Genomic DNA, 19,007 nt, shown 5'->3' on the forward strand with positions numbered 1-19,007 from the left:
CCGGACAGATCAACGCAAGGACAGTCCAGCAGGACGTCAGTCAGTGATCGGGTCACGGCCACCGGAGACCCGCGTATCACTATGACTGTCAGTGGCGGTCAGGAACTTCTTGAACTCGACCGCCCGATGGCAGCGGTGGGGTTCACCGATGAGTGTCCTCGCCCGATGCGGATTCCAGGGTCGCGAGGATGACGCCTTCGACCTGGTCGAGCAGGATCGAGGGTGGGCGACCTGACCGGTTCGCGGTTCGTCGTCCAGGCCGTCCAGACGATCGGCTACAAGACGGGCCCGCCAACGGTCCACCATCGACTGGTCTACACCCAGATCGGCTGCAACTCGCTCGTGCGTCACGCCCTCGGCGCACGGCAGCACCATCTTCGCCCGCAGCGCGAGGTACTCGGCGGTCTTCGCCCTCCTCGACCGGCACGCCAACTGGCCCGCTCGCCCTCGGTCAGGGCCGGCTCGGACTTCGGCCGGCCGATGGGGCCCTCGTCCTCAGGGCCCTGCCAGCCGCTCAGCAGCGAACTTCCCGCGCCACTTGCGGGACCGTGGTCACGTCGGCGCCAACAGCGCACGCGGCACCCGCATGCGACATCCCGTCAGCGCACGTCAGGATGATCCGGGCCCGCTCAGCCGTGCGCCGGTCCGGCAGCCCTGCCTGGCGCACAAGTTCGACCCGCTCGTCGTCGGACGGAACGATCTCCACAGCAGCAGGGCCTCGTGCGCCATGAGAGGGCCGCACAGCAGCGCCCAGAAGCGATCAGGGCCAGCCATCGCCCTGCTGTGACGGGCTCCGGTGCGAGCCGGCGTCGCCCGGGGTGGGGGGCTGGTTCCAGGAGCGTAGCTTGTCGGGATTGAGGACAACCCAGACCTGTGCGACACGGTGGTCGGCGATATCGAGGCTGATGACGGCGGCGACCTGCTCGTCGTAGCGGGTGATGAGGCCGGTGCGGCCGTTTATGGAGTGGGTGGTCAGGGTGGTGCGGGGGTGGCGGGCCAGGAGCGTCAGCAGGCTGTGGGCCACCTGACGGCTGCCGTGTACGGGCCTGCTCAGTGCGCGGACCTTGCCGCCGCCGTCGAAGAACGCCGTGGCGTCCGGACACAGCAGCGACTCGAGCAATGCGGCATCCTCGTTCACGCAGGCCTGGCGGACGGCTAGGGCGAGGAGATCGTGCTCGTCCGGTGGGGTGGCGCGTGAGCGTTGCCTCCGAAGACTGTGGAGGGCCCGGTCGGCGAGCTCGACGCAGTCAGATTCTGGGCGTCCCACGATGTCGACCACCGTATCGGAGGCTATCCCGAAGACGTCATTGAGCACGAACGCCCCCCGCTCGGCGGGCGACAGAGAGTCCAGCGCGTGCAGCAGAACCCGGCTGACCTCCTCCGCCAGGCTCGCCTGCGCCCCCTCGACGTCCCCCGTCTTCGTACGGTGCTCCCCTCTCTGGTCCTTCTGGCCGGTCGCACCCCGGTGGGGGCGAGCGAGCAGGCCCAGACAGATCCGGCCCGCGGTCTTCGCGAGCCAGTATCGGGGAGCTGTGATCCGCTCGCGCTCCGCGTCGGGAAGCCCGTACCACCGACGGTAGGTCTCGCCGACGACACTCTCCGCCTCACGGGAGCTGCCCAGCATCCAGCGGGTGACTTCCAGCAGGTGCTGACGCTCATCAAGCAACTCCGCGACCGGCACCGCGTCAGCATCGTCCATACAGCATCCTCCCTCTCACAAGGCGCAGCACAACACGGGCGCACACGATAATCCCTTCACCCTTCAGAGGGCGTCAGAGATTTCTGCGTGCCGATGGCAAAGTGCCACCATGCAGCCCATGCAGGCAGCCCATGTGCCCGGCAAAGGGACTCCAACAGTCGATGACGAAGTCCTCGCACACGGCGCACCTCCTTCATTCCTGGACTCAATCCTTTGACCGGGTATGCACGCGTCTTGTGACATCAACTGTCCCGCACGCTCCCACATACTGACCGACGCGCACGGCACCCTGCCAGTAGCCTGAAACCAAGCAACTCGACTCGGGACAGTCCGCCGGGCTCCACGAAACGCGGGGCATCTCAGACCACGGTCCCGGCGTGATCGATCACCGCCAATGGCATACCGACACGGGCGGTCAGCTCCCTGCGTTCCAGCCCAGATGAAGAACTGCTACGTCGTCCGCCAGGCCCCCGAAGGGTGCCGCCCTGGACACAGCACCGTGGACCAAGGCGTCGATGAACTCCTGCCCCGGCAGGTGTCCGTGCTGCATCGCCAGCCGCAACAGGCCTTCCTCGCCAAGTCGTGTGGAGGGGCCAGTCCTCCCTTCGAACAGTCCATCGGTGAAGAGAACCACGCTGTCACGCGGGGAAAGCGAGACATCGGTCTGAGTCCAATCCTCGCATCCCGGAAGCAGGCCCAGGGCAATTCCGGCCCGAGGCTCGACCCAACGGATTTTCCCGTCGCTGCGTAGCAGAAACCCCGGGTGCCCTGCGCTCACCACGTTCAAAGACAATCCTCCCGGAGGGAAAACGAGCGACACAACAGTGCTGTAGGCATCGTCGTCCACTCTCTCATCGATCAAAATCTTCTCCAGGATACGCAGTTGCTCGAACTGGGTTTTGCCGCAGAGAAGGGCAGTCCGCCAAGCCACGCGCAGGTGAACCGCTAGAGCAGCCTCAGCCGCTCCATGCCCGGAGACATCCCCCAAGATCACGTGTACGGTCGAATCCTCGGTTTGCACAATGTCGTAGAAGTCACCACACAACAGCGCGTGAGCTTGCCCTGGAATGTAACGCGAAGCGGCCGAGAAATTGTCTTCACTCAGCGCCGGCGCAGGAAGCAGGCCCCGTTGCAGGGATGCATTTTCCTGGGCGATCAGCGCGTTGAAATCTATCGCAGATCTGAGTGTCTCCAGGTGTTCTCGCCACACGGTATGCCGGGACGCGGGGGCGAATCTAACAGTTGCAGCTGTATAAGGCATTAGCACGGTCCCCACCTTCGATTCATGTGTGTTGTCACCTCTCAACATCAGACAGGAGAGGAACTGGATCTGTGACAAGAGAAGAGCAGGCAGGAGTCCTTCAGGTCGTCCTGTCATGCCTGTTCGGGGGCATGTCAGGTGTGTGGACGCCATGAAGTGAACCGCCTACGGGCGACGTCGGACGGCGGCGGGCAGAACTTTCAGCAGTTCGTGAACCAGTTCACGTGGGATCCGATGCCGCCGAACGACCGCACGGCTCGGCCAGGGAAATTCCTTGATTTGTGCCGCGTGGACATAACAGGTGAAGCGGCCCTCCGGTCCGTTCTGGTGCAGACAGAATTTGTGCGGTACCGGTACTTCCGGGCGAAGAAGGCCCAGGAGGATCTCATCAAGGCGTCCGGCATCCCGCACTCCATCGTCCGCCCGACGCCAGGATCCAGCCCGTGGTCTCCGACGACGTAGCCACGGCCGTGGGCCGTACCTCGGTCGGCGCTCCGGTCAACGGCGTGGTGGAGGCCGGAGGCCCCGAGACATTCCAGCTGGAGGAGTTCATCGACAAGGAGTTCGCCGCCACGAACGATCCCCCGCAAGGTCGTCACGGACCCGCAGGCGCGCTACTGGGGTGCGGAGCTGCAGGGGGACACCCTCCTGCCGGATCCGGACGCGCACCACGGCGGGGTCAAGTTCGCCAACTGGCTCGCGCGGCAGCAGTAGGTCTTGAAGGGGCCCCGTCGGACGGACGGGGACCACTTCCCTATAAGGCGAAGAAACTGGTCCGTCGTGTTTCACGGAGTGCACTCGAAGGCCTCAGTGCGTGTGCTCGCCGGCTATTTCCTTGTATTCCTGTGCGGTCGGCTTGGTGATCTGTGTGTCTTCGCCGTAGAAGCCACGGCTGAGCCTGACACGAAGGCGCCGAGCGCGGCGGGTGCCCGCACCGGAGGCGTTGTCGTCGGGGCCAGGGTCGATCGGCCTGTATTGCTCATGCTGGGTCAGAAGGTGGAGTTTCTCCTGGCTGAGTGGCTCATGCACCTCGACGAACTCACCGTGCGGCAAACGCTTGATGACGCCGGTCTCACGGCCGTGCAACGTCTGGTCGCGGTCTCTGCGCTGCAGGCCGAGGGCACACCTTTTCGTCACGACGTAGGCCGTGAAGGGCACGACGAAGAGGCCGACACGGACCGCCCAGGTCACGGATTCGACGGAGACATGGAAGCGGGTGGCGATGATGTCGTTCGCCGCACCGATCACCGCGACCAGATAGAAACTGATCCAGGCGACACCGAGTGCCGTGCGCACGGGGCGGTTGCGCGGTCTGTCGAGAAGGTGCTGCTCTCGGTCGTCGCCGGTCACCCAGGACTCGATGAACGGGTAGGCGCCCAGGGCGAGGAAGAGGCCAACACCCGCCGTCAGGGGAATCAGGTTGTCCAGAGCCAGCGTGTGGCCCCAGAAGGTGATTTCCCAGCCGGGCATGACCCGCAGCAGCCCGTCCGCCACGCCCATGTACCAGTCGGGCTGGGATCCGGCCGACACCTGGTCGGCACGGTGGGGGCCGTACAGCCAGATGGGATTGATCTGCGCGATCGCGGCGACGACGAAGATGACACCGGATACCAGGAAGAAGAATCCAGCGGATTTCACGGCCCGTACCTTCAGCGGCAGGCCCACGACGTTCTTGTTGCTGCGCCCGGACCCCGGATACTGCGTGTGCTTGTGGCGGATCATCAGGATCAGGTGGGCGGTGAGCAGTGCTACCAGGAGGGCCGGGATGATCAGGACGTGGATCGTGTTGAAGCGCGCCACCAGATCGCCCCCGGGGAACTCGCCTCCGAACAGGAACATCGAGAGGTAGGTTCCGACGATCGGGACGGAAAGGATCGTTCCGTTGACGACCGCTAGCCCGGTCCCGGAGAGAAGGTCGTCCGGAAGGTCGTAACCCGTCAGCCCTCCGAACATTCCGAGAATCAGCAGCAGGAATCCGAACAGCCAGTTCAGTTCGCGGGGCTTACGGAAGGCGCCGGTGAAGAAGACGCGCATCATATGGGCGAGTACGGCGCCGACGAAGACCAGCGCCGCCCAGTGATGGGCCTGTCGGATCAGCAGCCCACCGCGGACGTCGAAGGAGATGTGCAGCGTCGAATCGAACGCCTCCGACACCATCTGGCCCTTCAGCGGCGCGTAACTGCCGTTGTAGCGCACTTCGTTCATGGACGGGTGAAAATACAATGTCAAATACACGCCCGTGACGATGAGGACGATGAAGCTGTAGAGGCAGATCTCTCCCAGCAGGAACGACCAGTGGTCGATAAAGGCGGCCCTCTGCGCTTTCGCCCTGATCCGGCCGAAGCCACCGAGGCGTCCGTCGACCCAGTCCGCTACCTTCTCCCCCCTGCCTCCTTGCCGCACTTCGTTTTCCTCGCTCCGGTCACCCATGCCGCTACCACCCATATTCCTCGATCGCCTCAAAGGGCTGATTTCTGACTTCGTGGAATCCGTGCTTCTCGGTCTCGTCGTGAACTCCTTCGGCGACGAGCGGAGATTGAAGTGCGGCGCATTGTGCCGCCGCCTGTCGGTGGCGGATGAGAGACAGGCACGCCTCGGGTCAGCAGGCTCATCGGCTGCTTCCACCCATAGGACCGGGCATGAGGCGTGGATGTGACACCGTCACGCCACCGTTGTGACGTGCTGCTTTGTCCGGCGGGCCTCGTTCTGCCTCAGCGCACGGCGTTCGATCTCGGTCGTACCGCCCGAGACTCCTTCCACCTGCCCCATCCGCAGGGCCCAGTCGAAGCACTGCCGCACGACAGCGCACCGGCCGCAGACGGCCTTGGTTTCGTCGATCTGTGTGAGCGCCGGACCGCCTTGGCTTATGGGGAAGAAAAGATCAGGGTCTACCCGTGAACAAGCCGCCCATTCAAGCCAATGCATCGCGTAGTTGCCTCGTCGTTCTGCAGGCACGGAACGGCAGACCTCCAGGGTCCGTCATTCGGCAGGAGGCCCCGGAATCCGAGCACGGTCTTCCTCACCCCTGCGAAGAGGTGCTGGGGGCCACGACTGAGACCGGTCGCTCGGAGTATTTGTGACACGCAGCCGAGTTCTGCGTGGGTTTGAAAGAGGTCCCCATGTTGCTCTGCGGGCTGGGGCGAGCCCTTCGTATGGTTCACCCACCCGGGAGTGCCGGATGTGGTTGAAAAAGCTCTGCCGCTTGTGGCTCTCAGTGATTGGCCGCCCGGCCCCCCACGACGACTCGGCTACCAATGAGGATTCGCGCATGATCGCTTCGTAGGGAATCGACAGCGAGGTCGTCCATGGGAGGCACCAGCAGCACACCGCACGGAGGCGCCACATGAGTGCGATCTGGTCAGGCACGACGCAGGCAAGACCCCTCACCACTGCGTCGCGATCGACGACAGCGGCCGGCGGCTGCTCTCGCGGCGCGTCGCCCACGACGAACCTGTACTGGTCGCCCACGACGAACCTGTACTGCTCGAGCTCCTCGCGGATGTCCTGGCTCTTGACGATGAGATGACCCGGGGCATCGATCTGGCCGACGGCGGAGCCGCCCTGGCCATCGCGATCCTCCTCAATAACGACCAGCCGGTCGGCGCCGCGGTTGCCGGGTGGGTGGTGCGGGTCTTCCCCATATCCAGGACCGGGCACGGGCGTTGAGCTGTGATGCTGCCAGGTGGGCGGCTTGCTCGATTTCGGATGGTCCGGCGAAGGACCGGCCGGCGAGGGCGGCCCTGCGGAAGATGCGCCACCTGCCTTCCTGGAGATTGAGCCAGCAGGCGCCGACGGGGATGAAGACGTGCCGACTTCTGGGATGGTCCTCAAGCCAGGTCCGGGTGGACAGGCTGTTGTGCGAGGACGGGTTGCCGGTGACGACGTAGATGTCCCCAGCGGGATGGGCTGTCTCGAGCTTCTGAAGAAACTGCTGGTAGAAGGCGCTATTGCGCGAGGAGGCGGTCACGGTGACCTCGTGTCCGTCCCACACCCGCAGCACGCCGCAGACACAGGTCTTCTCCGGCCCGCGACCGTATTCGACCTCGGATGTGATGTGGTGGCCGTCCGGCGACCGGCCCGGCGCCGGCGGAAACGTGCGGGGGATCACCGGCCAGATGGACCAGACGGGCCAGGACGGTGTGACACGGCTGCGGCAATGGAGCGCTGGAGCCAATCCCGTCACAGAAGTTGGGGGCACCCGGTCTTCACTGAAGGCAGCGGTGTGGGCCACGAAGGCACATGAACGCTGTCGTCGCCCAGCGCGATGTTGGCTGAGGTGCAGGTGTGACTCGACATCTACAGAGAGGACCTGGCCGTGCTCGTTGTCCCGGATCCGAAGGTCGTCAGAAGGCTGCTGACCCGGTACGCGTCCCTGCAGATCTCGCTCGCCGAAAGAGAGGGGCGGGAAAGGGCACGCGAGCTTGAGGACGTGAGTTACACGCTGTGCATCACGATGGGAACCCAGAACGTGCACCAGGCCATAGCGGCCGCGGACACGCTGCTCGTGGCTCGGGCCAGGCGGGGCAGAGTCCAGGAGCCGGAGCCGGACGGCGAGGACGGTTTGCCGATGCTCGTCTGAGGCCTTGCCAGGACGGCAACGCCTCGTCGGCGAGGATGAGCCGGCCGACGATCCCATCTGGCTGCGCTGTGCTCTTGGACGGACCCCGCGCTCCCCATAGAGGTCCGTGATCGCCTGTCCCCTCCCCCCACCCGGTCAGGGCACCCATTTCGCTCGTGATAGTCTCATTCACTACCATCTCGAACGCGACTATCATCGAGCACCAATCCTCTCTTAGGAGAAGGCCCATGGCCACGCTGCTGCACATCGACTCGTCCGTGTTCCCCGGCGAGGCGTCCTCGTCCCGTCCCGTCACAGCCGCCTTCCGCAGGACATGGGAGGCGGAGCACCCGGAGGGCACCGTCATCTACCGCGACCTCGCCGCCGACCCTGTCCCGCACATCACCGCCGCCGCCTGGTCCGCCGGATACACCGCCCCCGCCGAGCGCACCCCGCAGCAGTCCGCCGCGTTCGCCGCGCGTGTGAAGCTCATCGAGGAGCTGGAGCGGGCGGACGCCGTCCTGATCGGCGCTCCCATGTACAACTTCTCGATCCCCTCGACCCTCAAGACGTGGCTGGACAGCGTGCTCCTGCTCGGCCGCACCGCCGGCGAGACCCCCTCCGCCCAGGGCACCCCGACCGTCGTCGTCGCCAGCCGCGGCGGCTCCTACGCACCCGGCACCCCACGCGAGGGCTACGACTTCGTGCAGAACTACCTGGAGGCCGTCCTCAAAAACACCCTCGGCCTGGACCTCCACTTCATCGTCCCGGAACTCACCATGGCCCCCCGCAACCCGGCCATGTCCGAACTGGTCCCCCTCTACGAGACCTCCCGCAAGCGCGCCTTGGAGGACGCGGCTGCCAAGGCCAAGGAACTCGCGGAACTCCTCGCCGCGTAGAACACCCCGCGATGACACCGTGTGACGCCTCGACACAGGACGTCACACGGTGTCCGTGTCGCCTGCGCCCTGACCGAGACGATGGCGCTCTGCCCCTGAAGGACCATGGGTGGCCCGACTCCGGGGTGGTCCAGGTGTTCGGCCTGTCGGCGGCGCGCACCTCGGGACGACGGCGACGAGGCCCCGGCCGCAGCCGGGCCGGTGTGGCAACGGCGGCCGCAGCCCTCAAGGCCGGCTTCGCCGTGAAAGTCCTACGGCGCGGAACCCGTCCACGCCTCGGGCAACCGCCGCGCGGGCGCGCTTACGCCTCACCCTCCGCGGGATGGGCGAACCGGGTCAGCAGCCCCGTCAACTGCTCGGGCTCGCCGGGTCCCAGCTCGGCAATCAGGCGCTCGGCCAGCGGCTCCGCCGCCACATGCGCCGCGTCGAAAAGCTCGACGCCCTGAGGCGTGATCTCCACCGCCCGTACCCGCCGGTCCCCTGGAACCGTCTTGCGTACGGCCAGCCCCATGCGTTCCAGATCGTCCACGACGCGCATGATTCCCGCCTTGTCCGACCCCGTCTCCGCCGCCAGGTCGCGCTGCACCGTGGGCCCGCGGTCGACCAGCACGATCAGCACCGCGAAATGCCGCAACTCGATGCCGAGCGGGCGGAGCGCCTCCGTCATCACCGCGGCCGCACGCCAGTGCGCCCGCCGCAGCAGCAGACCGAGAGCGAAAGGCGAGCTGTCCCCGGGACGGTCGGTCGCACGCGAGGCGGCGGTGGGCTGAGGAGCGTCGGCAATCACAGCTCCAGGTTACCAGCTACTCATTCATCCGATACGGTATCGTTTGAAACAAAACACGCTATGACCGCCTCTGCTGCGCCCCCACAAGCCGGTGCGGGATCGCACCGGAGTGCTGGACGCTCGTCGTGACGACCCCACCTGCGCCGGGCCCGGGTCAGCGACGAGGGCGGCCGGGGACTGTTCCTCGTTGCCGAACTCGCTCAGCGCTGGGGCACCCACTACACCTCGGCGGGCAAGACCATCTGGGCCGAACAAGCCCTGGGTCGATCGCCGCGGACGGCGCCCTCTTTCTGACAGGTCGATGGTTCCCGGTGTTCTACCCCGTGATGTCCGGGTTGCCGTCCGCGGGTTCGCTTCACGGCCCAGCGCTTCGCCGGCGGGGCCGGTGTCACAGATCGGGTGGCGGCCCGGTCGTACTTGCGCAACCAATCCCAGCCGGCTGCCGTGGTCAGAAAGGCGGAGGGTCTACTTGTCGCAAGGACGAATTTCATCGAGCCGCCCGCCCGGGGTTCCCCCGTCGACCGGCTTGCGCTCCCTTCCCCGTCCCGTGGCCGTGGTGGTGGGCGCCGGTGGCGTACTCGGAGCGGCGCATGTCGGTATCGGGTACGCGCTGGAGCAGCGCGGATTCGTCCCGGACATGATCATCGGAACGTCGGTGGGCGCTCTCAACGGAGCCATCGCGGCCGCCCACCCCGACAGCGCCGCGCCGTGGCTGGACCACGTGTGGACCCAGTTGCATCGCCGTGAGGTCTATCCGCTCGGCCACCGCCTGTTCTCACGAACCAGCGTCTTCACCGACCGAGGGCTGCGCCGGCTGATCGCCCGGGCCGGACTGCCGTCGCGCATCGAGCAGTTGTCGGTCCCGTTCACCGCCGTGGCCATGGACCTGGTCACCGGCAGTGCGGTGCTGCTCGACCACGGAGACCTGGAGTCCGCGCTGCTGGCCAGTGCAGCCATTCCCGGGATGCTGCCCCCGGTCGACCGGGGAGGGCGGGTGCTCGTCGATGGTGGGGTGATCGCCTACGTCCCGGTGCTGGCGGCCCTGCAGGCCGGGGCGGCGAGCGTGGTGGTGCTGTCGACCGGGCCGGAAAGCGCACCGTTGCGCCCCGTCACCCCACGCCGACGTGCCAGTGCCATCGCCGCCAGGGCCGGGACCCTGCTGTTGCACCATCAGATCGAACGTGACCTGCACGAGGTGTCCAAACGCATCCCGACCGTCGTGCTGCCGACCGGCATCGAGACCTGGCCCGCACCGTGGGACTTCCGCCAGGCCCAGCGCCTGATCAGCACCGCGTCCCGCACGGCGGGGCGCTTTCTCGACGGGCTGGACGTCAACGGTCCGGGCCTGTATCGGGTCGACGGCCCTTCGCTGCCATCCGCCAGTCCTGGCGCGGCGTCCACTTCTTCCACATCAGGGGTTGACCAGTGAGTACCATCGCCTTCCTCAACATCGGCATGCACGGACACATCAACCCGACGCTGCCGGTGGTGGCCGAGCTTGTCCGGCGCGGCCACTCGGTGACCTACCACACCCCACCCGCGTTCCGTGGGGAGATCGAGGCCACCGGCGCGACTGTGTACCCCTACCCCGGGGGCGACCAGCCGCTCCCCGACCCACCGACGCCGGCCACGTTCATAGAGACGCTCGGGCTGGGCACCGTCCGCCTGCTACCCGCTGTACTCAGCGATCTGCGCCGCGTCCGACCCGACTTGATCGTCCACGACAGCGACTGCTTGTGGGGCGCAATCGCCGCTCGCGAACTCAAGGTGCCTGCGGCTTCGTCGTTCACCACGTTCGCCTACAACCGGCATGTACCCAGCATCACCCGCGGCTCGTGGAACCTCTTGACCTCGGCGATGGCCCGGCCTCGCGGCCTCGCGGCCTACCTTCGGGCTCGCTGGAGTCTGCGGCGCCGCTTCGACACGCGCGGGTTGCCACTGGTCGACCTGCTGAACATCCGCCAGCCGCTCAATCTGGTCTACACCTCGCGGTCGTTCCAGCCGGCGGCCGAAGAGTTCGACCGGTCCTACCGGTTCGTCGGCCCAAGCGTGGGGGCCCGCCCCGTGGACCCGTCGTTTCCGGCCGAACAGCTGCAGGATCCAGTCCTGTACGCCTCGCTGGGCACGGTGTTCAACGCCGGCCCGCAGCTGCTCCGCACCTTCGCCACCGCGCTCGCCCCGCTGGGCGGGACCGTGATCATCGCCACCGGGCAGACCGATCCCTCCGCGCTGGAGCCGTTGCCGGCCAATGTGCTCGCCCGTCGCTTCGTGCCACAACCGGAGGTACTGGCCCGCGCGGCGCTGTTCGTCACCCATGGCGGGATGAACAGCGTCAGCGAGGCCCTGTACGCCGGGGTTCCGCTGCTGGTGGTCCCGCAGGGCGCTGACCAGCCGATGGTGGCCCGGCAAGTCGCCGAACGCGGCGCCGGCCTGTCGATCCGTCCCCAGGACGTCACCGAGGCCTCCGTACGTGCCCTCGCCCGGCGCCTTCTGGACGACCCCTCGTTCCGAGCAGCCGCAGCGACTCTGAAAGCCGCCGAGGTCGAGGCAGGGGGATACCGGCGGGCCGCCGACGAACTTGAGCGATACCTGGATGTCAACGGCTCGGCCGGCCGCCCGGCTCCCGCCGATCCCGCACAGCGAGGCTGACCGATGTCACCTGTCGTCGTCCTGCTGCTGTGGTTCGCCGGGCTGTCGGAGGCCGCTGGGCGCATCCTGCCCATGGCGGCGCGCCGATCCGGCATGTCGCGGACTTCTGTGTTCGGGCTGCTGGTGGCCGGCGGCTTGGCGGAGGGTGCCGTGTTCGCGCTGTGGCCGCTGACCGCGGAGACCTTGGCCGAGCTGGTGCAGTCCCCTCCACCGCAAGGCAGCGCGTTGGTGTGGACGCCCGGCCTGGTCGCCCCGCTGGTGTTCGCTGCCGTCCTCGCGTTCCCGTTGCTCGGGCCGCTGTTCCACCTGCTGCTCTTTGTCGGGGTCGGTGCCGGTCTGGCCGGCCCACTCGCCACGGCGACCGGGCTGGGCTGGTGGTCCGCGGCCGGTTGTGTGGCCGTCGCTGGGGTGAGCCTCGGGGCTGCTGTGGAGGCTGTTCGGCGCCTGGTCGTGAGGATCAGTGCGCCCAGGGCTCAGGAGTCGATCGCATGAACGTTTTCGTGCTCTGGGTCTGCTTGCTCGGGCCGGTTCTGCTCGTCGAAGGTCTGCTGGCCCGCTATGAGGTCCTGGCCTACAGCGCCGGCTGGCAGGGCCATGCCATCGACCTCCCGGAGGATGTGCCCTACGCCCGGGGCGCGGCCCCTGACAGTCCCCCGGATGCCTACCTGGTCTACCTGGACGGCATCGGGAAGCGCCGCTTCCGGGACACTCGCGACGGCGGCCAGCTGGTCAAGGCCGTGCTCGCCGGAGCGCCGGAGCTGCGGGTACTGGGTCAGGTGCAGCCCTACTCGCCACTGGCAGAACCGCTTGCTGATCGGCCGGTGTGGTCGCGGGTGGGCCGCCGCGTCGGTCTGCTGCTGTTCCTGCACAATGTCATGCAGACCTTCGTCGCCGCCGACCACCGGTACCGTCCTCTGTACGACCGGGCAGTCGGCTCCCAGATCACCGCTCAACTCCGGCTCGCCGGCTACCAGCCCAACAGCGGGATCCCCGTGGTGCTGCTCAGCTACAGCGGCGGCGCCCAGGTCGCCGCCGGCGCGGTCGGCGCATTGCACGCCCAGCTGCGCTCCCCGCTCCTGTTGATCATGCTCGGCGGATTCCACAACGGTGCCAACGACCTCACCCATGCCGAGCACGTGCATCGCCTCACCAGCGCGTACGACCGGATCGAGCGGGTCGGCACCTGGATATTCCCTCAACGCTGGCGGCTGTTCCGCCATAGCCAATGGAATCGGGCCCTTCGAGCCGGGAAGATCACCGTGCATCGGCTCGACCCGGCCACCCACGTCGGGCCGCGCAGCTACATCAGCCCAGAGGCGCGTCTGCCCGATGGCCGCAGCTACCTGGACCGCACCACCGACACGGTGATCGCCATCATCCGTGCCCGCCACGGCGCGACCGCGGCGACAGATGTCGACGACCGGTCGCCCTGACGACCCTCCGCGGAAAGCGCCCATCGTCAGCCGTGCTTCGTGTCGGAGCAGGTGCGCCTCTCCTCTGGGCACGACCCGCAGCCGGGGCTGTACGACGATGACATGGTCGCTACGACCCACATCACACAGGCCTTGGTGTCACAAGTTGCCGGGCTGTCCGGTCAGTAGTGCGTACCAGCAATTCTGCTAGGAGGACCAATGGACGCACGCCTCAACTACTACGGCAATCCCGTCGCGGGCAAGGTGCTGAAGCATCTCCTGTCGACCAGCAAGGTGCTGTCGGACTCGACGCTGCCGGCCACCATTCAGTACCTGGTGGAGGTCCGCGCCAGCCAGATCAACGGCTGCGGCTTCTGCACCGACATGCACACCAAGGAGGCCGCCAACGCCGGGGAGACCCAGGTGCGGCTCAACCTGATCGCCGCCTGGCGGGAGGCGACGGTCTTCACTGAGGCCGAGCGCGCCGCGCTGGAGCTGGCCGAGCAGGGCACCCGCGTCGCGGACGCGGCCGGTGGTGTCACCGACGAGGCCTGGGCGAACGCCGCCAAGCACTTCGATGAGGACCAGCTCGTCGCGCTGACGACCCTCATTGCCATCATCAACGCCTACAACCGCATCAACATCATCACCCAGCAGCCGGCCGGCAGCTACAAGGTCGGCATGTTCGGCTGAGCCGGGGTCCGGCCCAGCCGACGCGGACGGTCCTTCTCCGCGTCACCACTGCCTTCGACGGGAAGACGACTTCGGGCGCCGGCCGATTGCGCTCAACCACGCGGTCGGCCGGCCGTGTTCTCCCCGGAGGCTGCCGTCGAAGTCGGGTGCGGGCCACCCTTGGTCGGCAGGGCCCCGTATACCAGTCCCGTCTTTGGGCTCACTCATGGTTCGGCGTGACCGCATATTCGCCCTCCACAGTGATGCCGTCAAGGTCAGCAACGTGACAACGTTTGGCCGCGATTGCCACTGTGCGCTGCGCACTCTATGCAGCAGCTAGCCGAATTATGGAGACCGCCGGCAGGGGTCAGGGTGATGCGGGGACTCGCTCTGTGTAGGGCAAGAGGCGCTGCGGCGTGTCACAGATGCGGGCCGCCCTTTGTCTTCACTGTAAAAACAAGTTGTTGTGAGCCCGGAATTTCCGACGCCAGTTCGTCCGTTCCGGGCAGGTCTACGGAGGTGTAGCACAATGCACGAAATGCACTCAAAGGACGGCTTCGGACCCAAGATGCTGGCGGACATCAAGCCGCCTTTCATTCCCGAGGGCGCTTCGGGAATGACTGTCCTTGTCGAGTGGGCTCCCGGTGACCCTGGGACTCCCCCGCACCGCCACTCGGGGCCGTGTTTCGGCTACGTGATCGAGGGAGCTGTCCGGTGGGAACTCGAGGGTGAGCCGGAGCACGTGATCAAGGCCGGTGAGACGTTCTGGGAGCCCGGCGGTGATGTGATCCACTATCAGAACGGCAACGCCTCTTCGGACGTGCCGGCCAAGTACATCGTGTTCATGATGTGCGCGCCGGACCAGCCGATGCTCACACTGGTCGACGACGAGGAACTGGAGAAGCGGGCCCACCTGCGCGCCCCGCGGCCCACCGACTGACCTGCCGGCTGCGCACGGGCCGGTTCCTGACGGAGCCCGTTCGCTCCGTGGGAGGACGCGGTGAGGCATGAGCGCCACTGATGTCGTGTCCTGCATGCTGACAGCACTGTTCGCGGCCGCAGCCGTCCGCGCACTGCAGGGTGCCCTCGCGTCACGGAGTCTTGGACGGCGCAGCCGAGTCGGCCATCTCCTGCACACCGCCATGGCCCTGGTCATGGCGGTGATGCTGTGGAACTGCGGCCCCAGGCTGCCGGTGCTGCCGTAGACGGCCTTCTTTGCAGCCGCTGCTCCGTGGTTTCCGCTGACTGTTGCCGGCAGACGACCGCACCTCGGCAACTCCGCGGACTGTCCGCCTGTGAGGGCGCGAGCTCGTCAGGAGAGCCAGTCGGTGTAGTGGGTGGGGGCGAGGTGAGCATCCTTGTCGGTGAGGACATCGCCCTTGACGACGGCGAACATGCCGGCGGTGGGGTCGGTGACGACGGTGCGGTTGTCGCCCTTGTGGGACAGTGTGATCCGGCCCAGTTCGTCCAGGGTGAAGATGTCGGGGCCGGCGATGTTGCGGATGCCGTTGAGCGGGGCGCCCGCGGCGACCTCAGCCACCGCGGCGGCCACGTCCTTGGCGGCGATGGGCTGAATGGGCGTGGCGGGCAGCCGGACGGTGTCGGCGTCGGAGGTCCAGGACATAGTGGCGTCCATGAACTCCATGAACTGTGTGGCCCGCACGATCGAGTAGGGGACCGGCCCGGCGGCGAGGATCTTCTCCTGGAGCACCTTGGCGCGGTAGTAGTCCATCTCCGGCACCTGGTCCACGCCGACGATCGAGAGAATGACGAAGTGGCCGACGCCGCCCTTGCCGGCCGCGGCCACAAGGTTGTCCATCGAGGTCTGGAAGAAGGCGAGCGAGGCTTCGTCGAAGGTCGGAGAGTTCGTCAGGTTGACAACGACGTCGGCTCCCGCCACGGCCTCGTCCACTCCCTGGCCGCCGATGATGTCGACGCCGGTGGACTTCGAGTGCGGTACCGCCTCGTGCCCGGCGGTGTTCAGGTTCTTGACGACCTGCGACCCAATCATTCCCGTACCGCCGATGACTGCGAACTTCATGACATGTCCTTTCGCCAGCAGTACACACAAAGTGAGACATAAGCCACTATATGTGTGCGGCATGGGTTTGGCCCGGACACATCCTGCTCGACTCCCAGGGTCGGGTTCGTGTACTCGGTCCAGGGCAAGGGTGGCTACCATGCTCACGCGCGAACCCGCCCCGATCGCCGTGGTCGCAGCGGTCGACGGCCGCGGCCGGGCGTTCACCTGCGCGGAGATCCACCCGCGCGGCCCCCTGGCCACCCCCTGCCGAGTCGTGCGCCGCACCGCGCCCGATCGCCCGCGCGATGCCCAGGGCGGACACGACCTGGCGAGAGTCGCTCTCCGCCGCTTCGATCGCCGACCTGGCCTAGGCCCTGCTTTGAAAATGGCTCGATCCCCTTACCTCGCGTCGTAATGATCTAGGTATGGGGCGAGGGGATCTTCCTGACGAGCAGTGGTCGATGGCAGACGGTCTACGGTCCCTATCGCCGCCGGCAACGTGACGGGCACCTGGTCCGTCCTGCTGACCGGGCCGCAAGCCCGGGCGGATGCGGCCGGGCTGATCACCTGGGAGGTCAACGTCGACTCCACAATCCGCCGGGCCCATCAACGCGCCGCAGGCGCTCGCCGCGACGGTCAGGCCCAGAAGGATGACGCCATCCTCTACGTCGACCGCACCGGCATTCCCTGGCGCTACCTGCCACATGACTTTGCGCCGCGGGAGACAGCCTACGGCTACTTCGCCGCCTGGCAGAAAGAGGGCATCTTCGAGTAACTCAACAGCCTTCTGCGGCGCCCGGTGCGGAAGTCCGAAGGCCGCGACGACGAAACCCACCCCCACCGCTCCGAAGCCATAATCCACGTCGCGACGATCAACCTCACAAGTCGACGCCTCACCCGCGAATCCACCCCGAACTGGCGCGACACCTGAACCTCGAACCAAACAACCCCACCAGGACAAAACGCTCTTTAACGAGCGGCGAACCAGGTGACAAGTAACCCGTCACTAGCCTTTGGATCGAAGGGGGCGCATATTCGCCTCGCCGACGAGCAGTTGGAGTCGTTCCGCGTCGGGGCTGCCTTCGGCGGCGGTGCAGACCAGGAGCGCGGGGCCGGGGTTGCCCGGTATCGGGTAGGCGTCCCAGTCCAGGTTCAGTTCGCCGACCTGGGGGTGGTTGAGGTGCATGTGGCCGCGGGTCGGTTCCTCGACGTCGTGGAGGGCCCAAAGCGCCGCGAACTCGTCGCTGCGGACCGCGAGTTCACCCACCAGCTCGACCGCGCGCGGGTGACCCGGATCGGCGGCGACCTGCGTCCGCAGCATCCCGATCAGCTCCGCGACGGTGGCCGCCCGGTTCGGGCACGTCCGGTCGGCCTCGGGGTGCAGGAACAGCGCCAGCAGGTTCCGCTCCCCCTGCGGCTGCCGGGTGAACTCCCCGAGCAGGGCGCCGCCGAGCGGGTTCCAGGCCAGCACGTCCAGGAAGCGGCCGACGACCAGGGCGGGCGAGGTCATGGTGCGCAGCAGTCGTAGCGTGGTGTCCGGTACCTCCTCCGGCTCGTACGAACGCGGCAGTCGGGCCGGGACGCGTGTGGCGGCGGCGAGGCTGTGCAGGTGGCGGGTCTCCTCGGCGGAGAAGTTGAGGGCGCGTGCGAGGGCGTCCAGAACCTGTTCGGAGGGCCGGACGTCGCGTCCCTGCTCCATGCGTTGGTAGTAGTCCGAGCTCACCCCGGCCAGCAGCGCCAGTTCCTCCCGCCGCAGCCCGGCGACGCGCCGCCGCGGGCCAGGCTCCAGGCCGACGTCCTGTGGCCGCAGCCGAGTTCGGCGGGTGCGCAGGAAGTCGGCTAGTTCGCGTCGCGGATCGTCGCTCATGGCTCGGGAGGAGTCGGTCACGGCGCCAGTATGCCGCCGGCGCGTCCCGCGAGGGTGGGTCTGCCAGACCCAGGAATAGGAGAACGACCGAGATGCCGCGTGAAGGGTCCAGCATCGGACACACCACAGCCGGTCACGGAAGGACAGCGACATGAAGGCCGTTCAGCTCACGAGTTTCGGTACGGCGGACGTTCTGCGGATCAATGACGTGGATCGTCCCGCTCCCGGTGCGGGCGAGGTACTGGTGTCGGTCGAGGCGTCCAGTGTGAACGGACACGACGTGATCGTCCGCTCGGGCGAATTGAAGATGGTGTCGGGACGCCGCTTCCCTATCGGTGTGGGACTGGACTTCGCGGGCACCGTCGCCGCGACCGGCGCCGGTGTCGAGGCCTACCGGACCGGGGACCGCGTGTGGGGCCTGGTGCACCCCCGGCAGAAGCACGCCGTCGCCGGGGCGGCCGAGTACGTCGTGGTCGCCGCGGACCGTATCTCGCACGCCCCGGCGGACCTCTCGTCGGTCGAGGCGGCAGCCCTGGTGGTCGCGGGTTCCACGGCGCTGATCGCACTGCGCGACAGCGTGCGCCTCACCGGCGGGGAACGGGTCCTGGTGCGAGGCGCGGCCGGTGGAGTCGGCACGGCCGCCGTGCAGTTGGCGCACGCCATGGGCGGGCACGTCACCGCGCTGGCCCGTGACCGGCACGCCGATCTCCTCACCGCCCTCGGCGCCGACGAGGTTCTGGACTACGGCTCCACCACCTCGGACCAGATCGGACCGTTCGACGTCATCGTCGACACCGTCGGCACCGAACTGCACTGCTACCGAAGCCGGTTGGCCAAGGGCGGCCGGATGGTCACCGTCGGACTGTCCCCGTCGGCCCTGGCCGCGATCGCCGCGTCCAGCGTGCACGGTTCCCGCCGCATCCGTACCTTCAGCGCCAACCCCGAAACCCCCGTGCTGCGCGATGTGGCCGACCGGGTCACGTCAGGTGCGCTGCGCCCGGTGATCGACGGCGTGTACCCGCTCGCGGACATCGCCGCGGCGCATGAGGCGTTCGAGCGCGGCGGCGTCGTGGGCAAGCACGTGATGACGGTGCCGCGCAGCTCCGTCTGACGGAGTCCGGTCAGTGAGGCGTGGTGCGCAGGTCGATGCCGCGGTCATGGGCGTCCGCGGTCACGATCC

21 protein-coding genes and 2 pseudogenes are annotated in these 19,007 nt (G+C 67.3%); 14 read left to right on the forward strand and 9 right to left on the reverse strand.

Annotation, left to right across the window (positions count from 1 at the left end; all coding sequences use genetic code 11):
• Positions 1-36 precede the first annotated feature (36 nt).
• The 3 genes from ACIRA5_RS36965 to ACIRA5_RS36975 all read right to left on the reverse strand — a co-directional run bounded on the left by ACIRA5_RS36965 (position 37) and on the right by ACIRA5_RS36975 (position 2,909).
• Positions 37-375 (reverse strand): helix-turn-helix domain-containing protein, encoded by a 339-nt coding sequence (locus ACIRA5_RS36965; RefSeq protein ID WP_403698503.1) that lies wholly within the window; start codon positions 373-375, stop codon positions 37-39.
• A 385-nt stretch (positions 376-760) separates the two neighbouring features.
• Positions 761-1,699 carry an RNA polymerase subunit sigma gene (locus ACIRA5_RS36970; RefSeq protein WP_403698504.1) on the reverse strand — a complete coding sequence of 313 codons (939 nt, stop codon included), beginning with the start codon at positions 1,697-1,699 and terminating at the stop codon, positions 761-763.
• 415 nt (positions 1,700-2,114) lie between these two features.
• Complete coding sequence (locus ACIRA5_RS36975; protein WP_403698506.1) at positions 2,115-2,909, reverse strand: PP2C family protein-serine/threonine phosphatase; 795 nt, start codon at positions 2,907-2,909, stop codon at positions 2,115-2,117.
• A 378-nt stretch (positions 2,910-3,287) separates the two neighbouring features.
• Between ACIRA5_RS36975 and ACIRA5_RS36980 the strand changes: the two genes are divergently transcribed.
• Positions 3,288-3,422 carry a hypothetical protein gene (locus tag ACIRA5_RS36980; protein ID WP_403698508.1) on the forward strand — a complete coding sequence of 45 codons (135 nt, stop codon included), beginning with the start codon at positions 3,288-3,290 and terminating at the stop codon, positions 3,420-3,422.
• Positions 3,423-3,767: 345 nt separating this feature from the next.
• Here ACIRA5_RS36980 and ACIRA5_RS36985 read toward each other — a convergent pair whose 3' ends face one another.
• Positions 3,768-5,390, reverse strand: coding sequence for a cytochrome bc complex cytochrome b subunit (locus ACIRA5_RS36985; protein WP_403698510.1), 1,623 nt, complete (start codon positions 5,388-5,390; stop codon positions 3,768-3,770).
• A 231-nt stretch (positions 5,391-5,621) separates the two neighbouring features.
• Entirely contained in the window at positions 5,622-5,885 is a 264-nt protein-coding gene (locus ACIRA5_RS36990; protein ID WP_403698845.1) for a WhiB family transcriptional regulator, read from the reverse strand.
• A 495-nt stretch (positions 5,886-6,380) separates the two neighbouring features.
• Between ACIRA5_RS36990 and ACIRA5_RS36995 the strand changes: the two genes are divergently transcribed.
• Entirely contained in the window at positions 6,381-6,626 is a 246-nt protein-coding gene (locus ACIRA5_RS36995; RefSeq protein ID WP_403698847.1) for a hypothetical protein, read from the forward strand.
• Here ACIRA5_RS36995 and ACIRA5_RS37000 read toward each other — a convergent pair.
• Positions 6,541-7,191, reverse strand: a complete 651-nt coding sequence (locus tag ACIRA5_RS37000) for a transposase (protein WP_403698512.1) — start codon at positions 7,189-7,191, stop codon at positions 6,541-6,543. The genes ACIRA5_RS36995 and ACIRA5_RS37000 overlap by 86 nt on opposite strands.
• Positions 7,192-7,275: 84 nt before the next feature.
• On the opposite strand from ACIRA5_RS37000, the gene ACIRA5_RS37005 reads away from it, so the two are divergent.
• Together ACIRA5_RS37005 and ACIRA5_RS37010 are read left to right on the forward strand one after the other, a co-directional pair.
• Positions 7,276-7,539, forward strand: a complete 264-nt coding sequence (locus tag ACIRA5_RS37005) for a DUF5133 domain-containing protein (RefSeq protein ID WP_403698514.1) — start codon at positions 7,276-7,278, stop codon at positions 7,537-7,539.
• A gap of 227 nt (positions 7,540-7,766) precedes the next feature.
• Positions 7,767-8,417, forward strand: a complete 651-nt coding sequence (locus tag ACIRA5_RS37010; protein WP_403698516.1) for an FMN-dependent NADH-azoreductase — start codon at positions 7,767-7,769, stop codon at positions 8,415-8,417.
• Positions 8,418-8,718: 301 nt separating this feature from the next.
• On the opposite strand, the gene ACIRA5_RS37015 is transcribed toward ACIRA5_RS37010, so the two are convergent.
• Entirely contained in the window at positions 8,719-9,204 is a 486-nt protein-coding gene (locus tag ACIRA5_RS37015; protein WP_403698517.1) for a MarR family winged helix-turn-helix transcriptional regulator, read from the reverse strand.
• 132 nt (positions 9,205-9,336) lie between these two features.
• Between ACIRA5_RS37015 and ACIRA5_RS37020 the strand changes: the two are divergent.
• The 8 genes and pseudogenes from ACIRA5_RS37020 to ACIRA5_RS37055 all read left to right on the forward strand — a co-directional run.
• A pseudogene (locus ACIRA5_RS37020) lies at positions 9,337-9,498 on the forward strand (ATP-binding protein); the annotation flags it as partial.
• 232 nt (positions 9,499-9,730) lie between these two features.
• Entirely contained in the window at positions 9,731-10,633 is a 903-nt protein-coding gene (locus ACIRA5_RS37025; protein WP_403698519.1) for a patatin-like phospholipase family protein, read from the forward strand.
• Positions 10,630-11,853, forward strand: coding sequence for a macrolide family glycosyltransferase (locus ACIRA5_RS37030; RefSeq protein WP_403698521.1), 1,224 nt, complete (start codon positions 10,630-10,632; stop codon positions 11,851-11,853). Before ACIRA5_RS37025 ends, ACIRA5_RS37030 begins: the two co-directional genes overlap by 4 nt.
• A 3-nt stretch (positions 11,854-11,856) precedes the next feature.
• Entirely contained in the window at positions 11,857-12,345 is a 489-nt protein-coding gene (locus ACIRA5_RS37035) for a hypothetical protein (RefSeq protein ID WP_403698523.1), read from the forward strand.
• The gene (locus ACIRA5_RS37040; protein ID WP_403698525.1) at positions 12,342-13,286 is read left to right on the forward strand and encodes a hypothetical protein; all 945 of its coding nucleotides are present in this window, start codon (positions 12,342-12,344) and stop codon (positions 13,284-13,286) included. Before ACIRA5_RS37035 ends, ACIRA5_RS37040 begins: the two co-directional genes overlap by 4 nt.
• 198 nt (positions 13,287-13,484) lie before the next feature.
• Positions 13,485-13,958 carry a carboxymuconolactone decarboxylase family protein gene (locus tag ACIRA5_RS37045; RefSeq protein WP_403698527.1) on the forward strand — a complete coding sequence of 158 codons (474 nt, stop codon included), beginning with the start codon at positions 13,485-13,487 and terminating at the stop codon, positions 13,956-13,958.
• Positions 13,959-14,475: 517 nt separating this feature from the next.
• Positions 14,476-14,877 (forward strand): cupin domain-containing protein, encoded by a 402-nt coding sequence (locus ACIRA5_RS37050; protein ID WP_403698529.1) that lies wholly within the window; start codon positions 14,476-14,478, stop codon positions 14,875-14,877.
• Positions 14,878-14,944: 67 nt separating this feature from the next.
• On the forward strand, positions 14,945-15,142 hold the full coding sequence (locus ACIRA5_RS37055) for a hypothetical protein (RefSeq protein ID WP_403698531.1): 198 nt from the start codon (positions 14,945-14,947) through the stop codon (positions 15,140-15,142).
• Between the two features lie 107 nt (positions 15,143-15,249).
• On the opposite strand, the gene ACIRA5_RS37060 is transcribed toward ACIRA5_RS37055, so the two are convergent.
• The gene (locus ACIRA5_RS37060) at positions 15,250-15,978 is read right to left on the reverse strand and encodes an SDR family oxidoreductase (protein WP_403698533.1); all 729 of its coding nucleotides are present in this window, start codon (positions 15,976-15,978) and stop codon (positions 15,250-15,252) included.
• 634 nt (positions 15,979-16,612) lie between these two features.
• Here ACIRA5_RS37060 and ACIRA5_RS37065 point away from each other — a divergent pair.
• Positions 16,613-16,729, forward strand: a pseudogene (locus tag ACIRA5_RS37065) (transposase); the annotation flags it as partial.
• Positions 16,730-16,966: 237 nt separating this feature from the next.
• On the opposite strand, the gene ACIRA5_RS37070 reads toward ACIRA5_RS37065, so the two are convergent.
• Positions 16,967-17,827 carry a helix-turn-helix transcriptional regulator gene (locus ACIRA5_RS37070; protein ID WP_403698849.1) on the reverse strand — a complete coding sequence of 287 codons (861 nt, stop codon included), beginning with the start codon at positions 17,825-17,827 and terminating at the stop codon, positions 16,967-16,969.
• A 151-nt stretch (positions 17,828-17,978) separates the two neighbouring features.
• Here ACIRA5_RS37070 and ACIRA5_RS37075 point away from each other — a divergent pair, with 151 nt between their 5' ends.
• Positions 17,979-18,938, forward strand: a complete 960-nt coding sequence (locus ACIRA5_RS37075; RefSeq protein ID WP_403698535.1) for a zinc-binding alcohol dehydrogenase family protein — start codon at positions 17,979-17,981, stop codon at positions 18,936-18,938.
• The last annotated feature ends 69 nt before the right edge of the window (positions 18,939-19,007 follow it).

The sequence above is a fragment of the Streptomyces sp. NPDC096311 genome (assembly GCF_044763085.1).
In the GTDB taxonomy this organism is placed as follows: domain Bacteria; phylum Actinomycetota; class Actinomycetes; order Streptomycetales; family Streptomycetaceae; genus Streptomyces.